Below are 12,962 nucleotides of genomic sequence, written 5' to 3'. Positions count from 1 at the left end.
ATTGGGGGTACGGCTAAAATGAACAAGTCCATTAATATCCAAGATACGTTTCTGAATCAATTGCGCAAGGATTCTATACCTGTAACGGTATACCTCATCAATGGATTTCAGGTGCGAGGGACGATTAAAGCATTTGACAATTTTACGATTGTGATCGACTCGGATGGAAAGCAGCAGCTGATTTACAAGCATGCCATCTCCACCTTTACACCGCAACGCAATGTATCGCTTGTACAGCAGCAGGATAGCGCTAGCGATAACTGATTACGGCTTGACGGTCGTCCGGGTTCATGAAACTTTTCAGGCGTCCGTCTCGTCTAACTGTATAGGAATGTGACCGGGAGCAACCTGATCAGGGTTGTTCTTTTCATTCCGTTTACTTTCAAGCTGCCGACAGCAAGCTTTAAGCTTATGTTAGGTACCATATGATTATTCGCGAAAGGGAGTCAGGGGAATGCCAAACGATTCATTGTCCAGATCCGGCAATCGCAATAGAAACACATCTAAAGAGAAGCCGAAGGGCAAGAAAAAGAAAATTACAGGTAAGCGAATTGGATGGACGCTGTTTATTACCGCGGCGGTAGCTATATTTTGCGCACTTGGTGGCTATTTATTTGTCATGGTAAATGGCGAAAAAATTTACGATGCGAACAAGGACAAAATCACAGTGAATGAGACATCAAAGGTTTATGACCGCAACGGTGTGCTCATGGGTGAGTTGTCTGTGCAAAAAAGTGATCCTGTCAAAAGTGAAGAAATACCAGACTTGCTCAAAAAAGCTTTTATTGCAACCGAGGATAAGCGTTTTATGGAACATCAAGGAGTTGATATTTGGTCTATCGGCCGGGCAGCCGTTAAGGATATCGTGGCCCGTTCGGCAGTGGAGGGCGGCAGTACGCTAACTCAGCAGCTGGCCAAAAACTTGTTTTTGACACGCGACAAAACCTTTTTCCGTAAAGCGACAGAGGTGTCCATCGCAATGGCGCTGGAGCGGAGGTTGACTAAAGATGAAATTATTACTCTCTACTTAAATCGGATTTGGTTTGGACGCTCCTATTCTGGAATTAAGGCAGCGTCGGAAGGTTATTTTGGGCAAACCAACTTAAAAGAATTAAAATTGTGGCAAATTGCTACACTGGCAGCTATTCCGAAAGGGCCATCCAAGTATAATCCGATCAGTAACCCGGAGAACTCGAAGGCACGACGTGCGGTGGTTCTCCAGCTGATGTTTGAGCAGGGGATGATTGGAAAGCAAGAGATGGAAGAGGCCAAGGCTGTAAATTACAATTACAAACAACCAGAAAAAGTTCAAAAGTATCAAAATTTTATGGAATACGTCATGGATGAGGCAGAGGATGCACTGCCAGGAGTTAGCGGCAATGATCTGATTATTGGCGGTTACAAAATTCATACCACAATGGATGCCCAGGCTCAAAATGCGCTGGATCAGGCGATGGCAGATGATGACATGTTCGAAAAAAGTCCTGACGATCAGCCGGTTCAAGCTTCGATGGTCATTATTAACAACCAGACAGGTGGAATTGCCGCTATGGCACCCGGACGGGATTACAAAAAGGGAACCTTCAATCGTGCGACACAGAGCCGCAGACAGCCAGGATCGGCCTTCAAGCCGATTGTAGCCTATGCGCCAGCTCTCGAATCCGGTAAATTTACGATGGATACTCCTTTGAGTAACGAACGCCAGAGCTTTAACGGATACAGTCCGAAAAACTTGCATGGTTACTCGTCGACCATCAGCATGCTCGACGCGATTACGAAGTCTGAAAATATTCCGCCTGTATGGTTGCTGAACCAAATCGGTGTGGAAAAAGGGGTTCAATTTGCCGAGAGCGTAGGCATTCCGATGGACAAAAACGATCACTCACTTGCTATCGCATTGGGTGGATTAAGCAAAGGGACGAATACCCTTGAAATGGCGCAGGCGTACAGCTCATTTGCCAATAAAGGACAATTCCAAAAGGCTTATTCTATTAAGCAAATTAACAATAGTGATGATCAAGTAGTTTATACTCATGAAGAGGAAACTAAATCTGTAATGAGTGAAAAAACGGCTTATGAAATGACAAAAATGATGCAAAATGTAGTCAATAGCGGCACAGGTCGCAAAGCACGCATTGACTGGCCTGTAGCCGGTAAAACGGGTACGACCCAAAGTGGAATTAGCGGTAACAGTGGTAACCGGGACATCTGGTTTGTCGGTTATACGCCAGAATATACCGGAGCAGTATGGATGGGTTATGATAAGCCGGACAGTAAACATATGCTCAGAAACTATAGTGGGCAGTCGGCAGCCTTTTTCGGAAGGGTCATGGGTGAAGCTCTCAAGGGGCATCCGGTTACGCAATTCAGCGAGCCGAAGGGATATGAACCACCAGTTGAGCAGAAGCCAGAAGAGCCGGTTCAGGCTACCGCTCCAAGCGGACTGAGCGGGTCTTATAGTCAGGACACCCAAATTGTATCGTTGTCCTGGAATGCGGCAGAGGGAGACAATGTACAATACCGTGTTTATCGTAAAGAGTCTTCCGAAGGAAGCTTCAGGACGATTATGGAGGCGATGAGAGGCACGAGTGGCGAAGATACGTCTCCTGTAGCTGGAAAAACGTATCAATACTATGTCGTAGCTTATGGAGCGGATGGTAAAGAATCCGCAGCTTCGAATACGATTAGTGTAGAAATTTCGACAGAGACTACTCCGATAGATCCGCAGCTAGGAAATGATCCTAATCAGGATGGAACTGTACCGGATAATGGCGAGAATATAGATGGTCAGGACGGCACAGACCAGGGGAATACGACTCCTGGAGGTACTGATAACGGTACTGGTTCTGACCAAGTTCCAACGTCTCCTGGAGGTAACAATGGAAATGGTACTGGAGGCACAGGCAACAGTAACGACAATTTTGGGAACGGAAACGATACAAATACGGGGAATGGTCAGACGACTACGCCGGATTCAGGTATAACTGATGAAAATACTATGACCAATCCAGAAAATACAGATGCATCTACCACAGGTGCTATTATGGATGGAAGTCAGGAAAGCAAATCCAACGGTCATTCAAACTCCAATCGTGGACGTCACAACCGGGATTAGCAAATATGTTTGATGTAAGATGATATTGGCTTCAAATCAAAGGTATTTTCGGACTGTTTTGACAGTCTGAAAATACCTTTTTTGCTGTAATACAGGGGTTGTTTTTGAGTGTACAGTTTAAATATGGTAAGCTGGTTTTACCAATGTTGGAGAGGAACATCATTTATGAAGCGCAAATTCGGAGACCGGGCCAACTGGCGCAGAATCACCAATCGCAAGTTTGCTTGCCGGTATGTAGAAAGTGACGCGTTTACAGGATATATGACCCTGTATACCATTTTGAGTCTCAAGGAGCCGTTATGGAAGAGTTACGGTGGTCATACGTTTTGCATAGCCGATAAAGGATATTCCTGGCTGCAATATTATCCAAAAGGTGAGCACTATGTGGTGACTGCTATGTTTGACAATCGGGAGCAAATCGTTGAATGGTATATTGATACCTGCCGAAATCAGGGTGTGACCGATCAAGGAGTCCCTTGGTTTGACGATCTGTATTTGGATGTTGTGGTGCTTAAAAACGGTGAAATCTTCCTGGTGGATGAGGATGAATTGGAGGAGGCATTACAACGGGGGCATATCTCAACGCAAGAGGCAGAATTGGCTAACCGTACAGCGGCTGATGTGTTACATCAGATAGATGCCCACGTGTTCCCTTATTTTAAAATGTCGCTGAAACACCGAGCAGAATGGTTTCACAACGGTGATTTCAAGAGAGAACGGTGAAAGTTTTGCAGTGGATTAAAGACATCGGGCCCAAACGTCCTGAGTTGAAAAGCAGGCAGAGTCGCCTTAAGAAAATATCTATGGTAACCAAGCGTCTTGTACTTTCTTTGATAATTTTCATTTTGATCGGATTGGTATGGGCAGGAATCCGAGTGTGGAACATGAATACGGCCGCCTCTACCACTCCGCTCCAGCAAGTGCAAATTGGTATCGTATTAGGTGCTTCTATGTGGGGGGCTGAGCCCAGTCCTGGATTGAAGGAAAGGCTGGAAGAAGCCTTGCGCTTATACCGCAACGGGACGGTACAGCATCTAATTGTAAGTGGTGGACTGGATAAACCCGATTTTCCGTATACGGAGGCTGAGGGCATGCAACGCTATTTGGTAGATAGAGGGGTCCCTGTACAGTATATTGTGTTGGAAAACCATGCGACCAGTACTTACGAAAATCTGCTCTATAGCCAGCGCATTATGAAGGAATATGGATGGACCTCTACCGTGATCATCACACATAGCTATCATGGACCTCGGGCGATGGAGATTGCTCAATTCTTAAAGTTTGATCATCCTCAGATGGCTCTGACGGAATCTAAAGTGCTGAATATGCCAATTCATCAATCAAGAGAAGTATTGGCATACGCTAAATGGACGCTGCAACGGTGGTGGATCAGCGCTCAAACTTGGGTTGCCTGAATTAAAGAAAAGGCTTTGTGCACGTTCCCGTTGCTTTTATGCTAATAAGGACATGCCAGACCGAATACATTAATAGGGTAAGCTGTGCCTGAAGAAATGTTGAGGTGATGGATGCATGAACGGACGGGGAATCGCCGCGGGCAAGCGGTCGGAGGAGAGACCTTCCAGACAAATTAATGTCGTGCTGCGTAGCCCGGAGCCGATAGCTTCGGTGACTGTGGACGAGACGGAAGCAGTGGCTTCAACCAAGTCACAGGCGCTACCGCAGTATCTCAGTCTTTATCAGGAAATTCAGAAAGAACTCGATCATCTCGTCGGCTTGGATAACATCAAAGACCTGGTATTTGAGGTATATGCCTTTTTGCAAATCGCCCATATGCGCACGGATGCAGGACTGTTGAGCAATGCACACGTGTATCACATGATTTTCAAAGGAAATCCAGGTACAGGGAAAACGACAGTGGCCCGCATTATCGCTAAAATGCTGCAAAAAATGGGGGTACTGAGCAAAGGTCATCTGATTGAGGTGGAGAGGGCTGATCTGGTCGGTGAGTATATTGGCCACACGGCGCAAAAAACGCGAGATCTGGTAAAGAAATCTCTTGGCGGCGTGTTGTTCATTGATGAGGCTTACAGTTTGGCACGCGGAGGGGAAAAGGATTTTGGAAAAGAAGCGATTGATACCTTGGTAAAGTCCATGGAAGATCAAAAAAATCAATTTATTTTGATTCTCGCTGGATACTCGGGGGAAATGGACTTTTTTTTACGAACGAATCCTGGTCTTCCTTCTCGCTTTCCAATCCAGTTGGATTTTCCTGATTATACTGTGGATCAGCTCATCCAAATTTCCGAGATGATGGCCAAGGAGCGGGATTATATTCTCATGCCTCAGTCCATAATTAAAATGAAGGAGCATTTGCTAAACGAGCGTAATGACAGTCTTCATGCGTTTAGTAATGCACGCTATGTTCGTAATGTGATTGAAAGAGCGATTCGGCACCAAGCTGTCAGGTTGCTTAATCAGTACAGGAGCGGGCAACCCGGCAAACAGGAATTGATGACGCTGCGTCCAGAGGATTTGAAAATGGATAAAAGATAGGCGATAATAGGAATCTGAATCACATCGAATGCTATGACATCGAACGGGGGCCGGCCTGAACATCAGGTCGGTCTCTGTTCGAGAGTTGACATGAAAATAAAGGAGCAAACAATATGGCGAACTCCACTCATGATACACAAACCGAAATGCAGGACAAGGCGGTTCTGGTCAGTCTGATTACGGATGAAGTCAAACGATCTGGTATTAATACGGAATACTCGTTGGATGAGTTGGTGAAACTGGCTGAGACAGCGGGAGTTGAGGTACTGAGCGTCCTGACACAGAATAAGGAAGCCAAGGACTCAAAATGGTTTATTGGTAAAGGAAAAGTAGAGGAATTACGTGCAGTTGCTGAAGAATTGGGAGCGAATACAGCTATTTTTGATCAGGAGCTCTCGGGGGCCCAAGTACGGAATCTGGAAGAAAGTCTGGATCTCAAAATTATTGACCGGACGCAGTTGATTCTGGACATTTTTGCTCAACGTGCAAAAACCCGGGAAGGTATTATTCAGGTTGAACTGGCACAGTTGTCATATTTACTCCCCCGTTTGTCTGGACATGGCAAAAACCTCTCGCGTCTTGGCGGCGGAATCGGAACACGTGGTCCTGGTGAAAGCAAGCTGGAGACAGACCGTCGTCATATCCGTGACCGAATCAGTGATCTGAAACGCCAACTGGAGGAAGTGACCCGTCACCGGTATTTGCACAGGGAGCGCAGACAAAAGAGCGGTATTGTTCAGGTTGCACTTGTTGGCTATACCAATGCGGGCAAATCGACGCTGTTGAAGCAACTGACAGCAGCCGATGTATATATTGAGAACCAACTGTTTGCGACGCTGGATCCTACCTCCAGAACAATGGAACTTCCGAGTGGAAAAGAAGTTATTCTTACGGATACGGTCGGTTTTATTCAAAATCTTCCTCATGATTTGGTTGCTTCCTTCCGGGCTACTTTGGAGGAGGCGAATGAGGCACATCTCATTTTGCATGTCGTGGATGCGTCTTCGGATATGCGGGACGAACAGATGAAAGTTGTAGAGACGATCTTGCAGCAGCTAGGGGCTGCGGACAAGCCTCAGATCGTATTATTTAACAAAAAAGATGCCTGTACCCCTGAGCAACTCGAAATGCTTCCTTCCGGAGAGGGTTATTTGAAAATCAGCGCTTTTGATGAAGGGGATTTGCTGGGCATTCGTGAACTGATTCAAGAGCATCTGAGTGGTGATACGCTGAGATTTCGCATTCCTGCGGAACGTGGTGATTTAACATCGGTGCTTTATCGAATTGGAGATGTACTACTGACAGAGTATGATGGCAATGATGTCATTTATGAAGTTGAAATTCAAAGAGGCGAGTACGAAAAGTATGGTCATGCGCTCAGCGAGTTCACAGAAGGTTAACATCTAATGATGTTTTTGGGTCAATAAAATGATAATGCTCATCGTTCAAAGTGAACAATAATATAACATGAATAGCCTAAGGCTGCGTAAGAGAGAGGGTCAAGAAAGTAAATGGTAGTTTTTAGTCCAGAAATACAGCAAATTCAGGAAACGGCAGAACATAAAATACAAGAACGTATACAGCACATAGATCATATTGTAGATTCAAATCAGTGGAAGGTAATTCAGGCATTCCAGCGGAAGCAAGTGAGCGATTTCCACTTTGCGGGTTCGACGGGATATGCTTACAATGACCGGGGACGTGAGGTGCTGGAAGAAGTCTATGCGGAAGTGTTCGGTGCGGAGGCAGCGTTGGTGCGTCCGCATTTTGCTTCGGGTACTCATACAATTGCCACTGCTTTATTTGGTGTGCTGCGTCCAGGGCATGAACTGTTATACATTACTGGGAGGCCTTATGATACCCTGCACAAAGTGATTGGTAAGCCTGGCGACGGAACAGGATCATTGCAAGATTTTGGCGTTACTTATGGGGAAACCTCACTAACAGCGGAAGGTAAAGTGGACTGGGAAGCGGTGGAGTCTGCGATCCATGCCAATACCAAAGTGATCGGTATTCAGCGTTCACGCGGTTATGATTGGAGAGCTTCGTTTAGTGTAGCAGATATTGAAGAAATGACAGCACGTGTGAAGGAAATAAAACCTGACGTCATTGTCTTTGTTGACAATTGCTACGGTGAATTTACCGAGAAGCTGGAACCTACTCAAGTCGGTGTCGATTTGATGGCAGGTTCGTTGATTAAAAATCCCGGTGGTGGCATTGCAGAAACGGGTGGATATATCTGCGGCAAACAAAAGTATGTAGAACTGGCATCCTACCGATTAACTGCACCTGGAATTGGTGGAGAAGTAGGAGCCATGCTAGGTACTACACGAGGCATATTTCAGGGACTATTCCTTGCTCCAACACTGGTTGGGCAAGCGGTTAAAGGGAGCGTATTCGCAGCTGCGGTCTTTGAAGAGATGGGATTTGAGACCAAACCTGCCTGGCATGAAGAGCGTACGGATTTGATTCAGGCTATTTCTTTTAGTGGACCAGAGCATCTAATTGCTTTTGTACAGGGCATTCAGCGTGCGGCTGCTGTGGATAGCCATGTGGTGCCGGAGCCGTGGGATATGCCGGGTTATGAGCATCCAGTTATCATGGCTGCAGGTACGTTCATACAAGGGGGAAGTTTGGAACTATCCGCAGATGCTCCTATTCGTGAGCCTTATATTGGTTACATGCAGGGGGGGTTAACCTACTCTCATGTTAAATTTGGAGTGCTTATGGCTCTGCAAACGATGAAAGAACGTAAATTATTGTGAGTTTTTCTAACATGTCATTGACACTTTGCATCAGCTAAATGTACAATAAGGTGTATAATAGATCACTGGAAGGTTGATGACAAATGGGCGACGAAATTCGTAGAAATATGGCCTTATTTCCAATAGGTATTGTCATGAAGCTAACGGACTTGTCAGCGCGTCAGATTCGTTATTATGAACAGCATAACTTGATAGTTCCTGCCCGTACATCGGGAAACCAACGTCTTTTTTCTTTTAATGACGTAGAGCGTCTGCTTGAAATTAAGGCGTTGATCGAGAAAGGTGTTAACATTGCGGGAATTAAACAAGTCATGAATCCGGTTACGAAGGAATCGGAGGAAGCTACGGTTATTACTGCAGATACGGAAGTTAAACGCCGTGAAATGTCTGATACTCAGCTTCACCGCTTGCTGAAACAACAACTTGTTGCAGGCAAAAGACCAGGACAGGTATCCCTGATCCAAGGTGAATTATCACGGTTCTTCAATAAGAGATAATGCTTTGACTTACCTCTTGGTATAAGGTTGCCTTACTTTAAAACCAGGTCTCATCATTTAAGTAATTTATAGAACAACTGATTCGTATATAGTCGTTACAGAAAGGGAGAGGTTAGAGTGAGTTATAGCAGAGAAGATATCCTTCGGATTGCGAAAGAGGAAAATGTTCGTTTTATTCGTTTGCAATTCACAGATTTGCTGGGCACTATTAAAAACGTTGAAATTCCGGTTAGTCAACTGGAAAAGGCATTGGATAATAAAATGATGTTTGACGGATCTTCCATAGAAGGTTATGTGCGTATTGAAGAATCTGATATGTATTTATATCCGGATTTGGACACTTGGGTTGTATTCCCTTGGGTAACCTCGGATCGTGTAGCTCGTTTGATCTGCGATATTTACAAGCCGGATGGAGTCCCGTTTGCAGGTGACCCACGGGGCATCTTGAAACGTGTACTTAAGGAAGCCGAAGAGCTGGGATACACTTCGATGAATGTCGGACCCGAGCCTGAATTCTTTTTGTTCAAAACGGATGAAAAAGGCGAGCCGACTACAGAACTGAATGACCAGGGTGGGTATTTTGACCTGGCTCCGATGGATCTGGGTGAAAACTGCCGTCGTGAAATTGTACTTAAGCTTGAAGAGATGGGCTTCGAAATTGAAGCATCCCATCATGAAGTTGCACCTGGTCAGCATGAGATTGACTTTAAATATGCAGACGCGATTAAAGCTGCGGACCAGATTCAAACGTTCAAGCTCGTTGTTAAGACGATTGCTCGTCAGCATGGTTTGCATGCTACCTTTATGCCAAAACCTTTGTTTGGTGTAAATGGCTCTGGTATGCACTGCAATCAATCGTTGTTTAAGGACAATGAAAACGTATTTTATGATGAAACGGACGAACTCGGATTAAGCCAGACGGCCCGCCACTATATGGCTGGTATTCTGAAACATGCACGTGCAATGGCAGCGATCACGAATCCAACGGTAAATTCTTACAAACGCCTCGTACCAGGCTATGAAGCGCCTTGTTATGTGGCTTGGTCTGCAAGCAATCGCAGTCCAATGATTCGGATTCCCGCATCTCGTGGTCTGAGCACTCGCGTCGAAGTTCGTAACCCTGATCCGGCAGCGAATCCTTATTTGGCCTTGGCAGTGATGCTGAGAGCTGGTTTGGATGGTATCAAACGTCAGTTGGCTCTGCCAGCTCCGATTGATCGTAACATTTACGTGATGTCTGAAGAAGAGCGGATTGAAGAAGGCATTCCAAGTCTGCCTGCAGACTTGAAAGAAGCTTTGTCTGAACTTATTCGGAGCGAAGTTATCTCTGACGCACTGGGTGACCATGCATTGGCCTACTTCTATGAGCTTAAGGAAATTGAATGGGATATGTATCGCACCCAAGTACATCAATGGGAACGTGATCAATATCTGACGCTTTACTAAAATGGGAAATCCCTTGGCGCTCTAAGCGTTGAGGGATTTTTGCTTTGGGGGTAGTATATGGATATTATGAAGTTGAATTATAAAGCGCCCCCAAATTGCCCCCAAACTTTTTATTATCGAAATAAATTCTCAGTAAAAGACTCATATTTCCCCATGTTATTCGATTCTATTTTTTTTGAAATATGAGCATAGATGTCTGATGTTACTTGGATGCTACCATGTCCCAAGCGTTCCTGCCATATTTCATATCAGCACCAGCTTCTAATTGCAATACTGCGTGCGTATGTCGAAGAGAATGGATAGGTAAGGGGGGGAGTGCCGTTCGTTTTAATATCCTAGAAAATGAATTGAACAAAGACGATTTCGGGATCGAACTTCCATCTGTACGACACATAATTAGATTAAGATCATGCCTATACATTTCGCCTAAAGTGATCTTGTTTTGATTTTGAACATTTAGGTGGTGTCTTAATGCAGCCAATAAGGTGTTACTTATTTTTAAGGTTCTTTTTGAGTTGAATGTCTTTGTATCACCAAATAAATCATCAGGATTCTCAGGGAGATCGTAATCTAAAGTTTTACTAACGGTTGCCAAGCCATTTTTTAGATCAATGTCTGGCCACTGTAACGCGCCAACTTCTCCTTTTCGCATACCTGTCTCTAACATAAACATAAAGAAAAACCAATAAATATATCCGTATTTTTTTGCATTTGCTAGAAATTCAGGAATGTGCTCTGACTCAATAAATTTTACTTTATCTGATTTCTTAATCCCCCTGATAGTCACACCTTCACACGGATTCTTATCCAGTTTACCGAGCGTAACAGCCTTTTCTAGCGCGTCATGCATAGTGGAATGTATGAGTTCTACTGTACGTCTACTATAAACTTTATCCCCTCTACCTTTACTCTCAGAAAGCTTATTTATGAATTTTTGATACATGAGCGGCTTTAATTTTTGTAATGTAATTTTTTTGAAGTGGGGTTTTATGTGCTTTTCAATGTTGTACTCATGAAGATTCAACGTATTATGGAGACGTTCTTTGGTGGAACTTCCCGATTGAAGAACCACCATATTGCGGTACACCATTGGATGCAGACTGGCCGGATTATCATACACATTGGACGCCAATAACCATACCTATAATGGATAGAACGGGGCAAGGACATGCCGGAAGTATTTAAAATGCCGAAGTATCCATGTGCATTCTGTAAAAAGCGAAGGCGACACAGCTTTGTGATTTCATAATTGACCACTACTTCACAACAGCTAAGGATGAAAAAGGACGAATGATCGGTATGCAACATGAAACATGAAACATGAAACATGCAATAACCAAATGTGTACGGAATGCATGGTTATTTATGGCGGGCTTGAATTTTGCCCATGATGCAGCAAGCTTTGGAAATATATACAGGACAACCATGAAAGAAAGCCGGGAAGACTCTATGATACCGTATTTGGGAGGAACAACAATGACAGATAAACAACAACAGTATCCAAAATTGACGTATGAACAGCTTGAGGAATTGCATACAAGAATGGAAGAAAACAGCTATTGGCAATTACAACTGGGCTAAATATGAGGAAGGACGAGCTGACAAAGCAACAGAACGGCATGAGGCTGCTCTCCGAGATCGGGACGCTGTATATAAGAAATTGGAAGAGGCTGAATCCCTTATACAACAAAAGGATGCAGAGATAGCCAGGCTGAAAGCTCGCCTCCAAGATGTTTCTACAGTCTAGAAGAGCAGCGGAATATAAGCGATTCAGTAGAGCGTGACTCATGAATTACGCTTATACCTCTATACTAAGTGTTACTTCAGTTATCTTCTTTGATGATATAGATGCAGTAGATATAAGAAAAACAAAGTGGCTGCTAAACAAATATACTGACTTAATTGATGTAATCAAAAACTATGAACATTCATTAGAGCAAATTGAAAACGGAATGTCGGCTTATGACTTGCTTTCAGCCGAAGGCTCTGTAGCAAAAAGGGTAACAGGTCAAGAACTGACGGCAGACGTGACGGCAAATACTGTTTTGCTCAAGGATCAGCGTCACATAAATTACAGGTTTTATCTCCTCATTACAAACAATATCCGTTTTGCAATCTCTAACATTAGGGATGCGCATGAAAAGCTTGCTGCAAAACTTTTGTTCCTAGATGGGATGAAGTATCTAAAAGCTCAACAGTATATGAGCAGAGAGTATAAAAAAGGGATTCATGGTATATCAGCTACGACATTCGCTGATAAAAGACGTAAGGCCATAGAAAATTTAGCGAAAAGTCTTAAAGTCAACCGAACTTTGGATTTTGTGATCATCGACTATGGACGGGGCCGTAATAAGGAAGGAGAAATTGGACTTAGAATGCCAGAAGTAAATTAGACCGTAAGGGCTTAAGCCTTTGCGGTCTTTATTGTTGATGTCTAAAGTCTAGACTGAAAAATAAAGTATTTTCTTAGTGCTTAGGTTAAGATAAGTCCCCTGTTTAAGCACTACATGCTACCCGCGTACGTACTTTAATAGGTGATTGGAAATGGAATATAAATGAGGAGGACTTAGCCCAAGCGAAGGCGCGCGAGCGTTCTTTTTATTGAACTAACTGACAGGATAGCTC

General features: G+C 44.2%; 13 protein-coding genes. 12 read left to right on the top strand and 1 reads right to left on the bottom strand.

Annotation, left to right across the window (positions count from 1 at the left end; all coding sequences use genetic code 11):
- Positions 1-18: 18 nt before the first annotated feature.
- The 9 genes from hfq (at position 19) to glnA (ending at position 10,337) form a co-directional block, all read left to right on the top strand.
- Complete coding sequence (gene hfq / locus NSS94_RS13565; protein WP_029518117.1) at positions 19-264, top strand: RNA chaperone Hfq; 246 nt, start codon at positions 19-21, stop codon at positions 262-264.
- A 190-nt stretch (positions 265-454) separates the two neighbouring features.
- The gene (locus NSS94_RS13560; protein ID WP_341039442.1) at positions 455-3,115 is read left to right on the top strand and encodes a PBP1A family penicillin-binding protein; all 2,661 of its coding nucleotides are present in this window, start codon (positions 455-457) and stop codon (positions 3,113-3,115) included.
- 165 nt (positions 3,116-3,280) lie between these two features.
- Complete coding sequence (locus tag NSS94_RS13555) at positions 3,281-3,838, top strand: DUF402 domain-containing protein (protein ID WP_029518115.1); 558 nt, start codon at positions 3,281-3,283, stop codon at positions 3,836-3,838.
- Positions 3,835-4,530: a YdcF family protein gene (locus NSS94_RS13550; protein ID WP_341039441.1), complete on the top strand. Its 696-nt coding sequence runs from the start codon at positions 3,835-3,837 to the stop codon at positions 4,528-4,530. Before NSS94_RS13555 ends, NSS94_RS13550 begins: the two co-directional genes overlap by 4 nt.
- Positions 4,531-4,645: 115 nt before the next feature.
- Positions 4,646-5,629 (top strand): AAA family ATPase, encoded by a 984-nt coding sequence (locus NSS94_RS13545; protein WP_341039440.1) that lies wholly within the window; start codon positions 4,646-4,648, stop codon positions 5,627-5,629.
- Between the two features lie 113 nt (positions 5,630-5,742).
- Complete coding sequence (gene hflX / locus NSS94_RS13540) at positions 5,743-7,029, top strand: GTPase HflX (protein WP_029517891.1); 1,287 nt, start codon at positions 5,743-5,745, stop codon at positions 7,027-7,029.
- Positions 7,030-7,140: 111 nt separating this feature from the next.
- Positions 7,141-8,394: a methionine gamma-lyase family protein gene (locus NSS94_RS13535; RefSeq protein ID WP_341039439.1), complete on the top strand. Its 1,254-nt coding sequence runs from the start codon at positions 7,141-7,143 to the stop codon at positions 8,392-8,394.
- Between the two features lie 83 nt (positions 8,395-8,477).
- Positions 8,478-8,891, top strand: coding sequence for a MerR family transcriptional regulator (locus NSS94_RS13530; protein WP_007430683.1), 414 nt, complete (start codon positions 8,478-8,480; stop codon positions 8,889-8,891).
- Between the two features lie 117 nt (positions 8,892-9,008).
- Positions 9,009-10,337 carry a type I glutamate--ammonia ligase gene (gene glnA / locus NSS94_RS13525; RefSeq protein WP_013310575.1) on the top strand — a complete coding sequence of 443 codons (1,329 nt, stop codon included), beginning with the start codon at positions 9,009-9,011 and terminating at the stop codon, positions 10,335-10,337.
- A gap of 202 nt (positions 10,338-10,539) precedes the next feature.
- On the opposite strand, the gene NSS94_RS13520 is transcribed toward glnA, so the two are convergent.
- On the bottom strand, positions 10,540-11,361 hold the full coding sequence (locus NSS94_RS13520) for a site-specific integrase (protein WP_241081060.1): 822 nt from the start codon (positions 11,359-11,361) through the stop codon (positions 10,540-10,542).
- On the opposite strand from NSS94_RS13520, the gene NSS94_RS13515 reads away from it, so the two are divergent.
- From NSS94_RS13515 to NSS94_RS13505, 3 genes are all read left to right on the top strand, one after another.
- Positions 11,350-11,472 (top strand): hypothetical protein, encoded by a 123-nt coding sequence (locus NSS94_RS13515; RefSeq protein ID WP_277884404.1) that lies wholly within the window; start codon positions 11,350-11,352, stop codon positions 11,470-11,472. The two genes, NSS94_RS13520 and NSS94_RS13515, sit on opposite strands and share 12 nt — an antisense overlap.
- Positions 11,473-11,657: 185 nt before the next feature.
- Complete coding sequence (locus NSS94_RS13510) at positions 11,658-11,918, top strand: hypothetical protein (protein ID WP_069010608.1); 261 nt, start codon at positions 11,658-11,660, stop codon at positions 11,916-11,918.
- Positions 11,919-12,124: 206 nt separating this feature from the next.
- On the top strand, positions 12,125-12,730 hold the full coding sequence (locus NSS94_RS13505) for a hypothetical protein (RefSeq protein WP_069010607.1): 606 nt from the start codon (positions 12,125-12,127) through the stop codon (positions 12,728-12,730).
- The last annotated feature ends 232 nt before the right edge of the window (positions 12,731-12,962 follow it).

This window comes from Paenibacillus sp. FSL L8-0644, assembly GCF_038008165.1.
Taxonomy (GTDB): Bacteria; Bacillota; Bacilli; order Paenibacillales; family Paenibacillaceae; genus Paenibacillus; species Paenibacillus polymyxa_D.
This window is presented reverse-complemented; position numbering and strand designations above follow the sequence as displayed.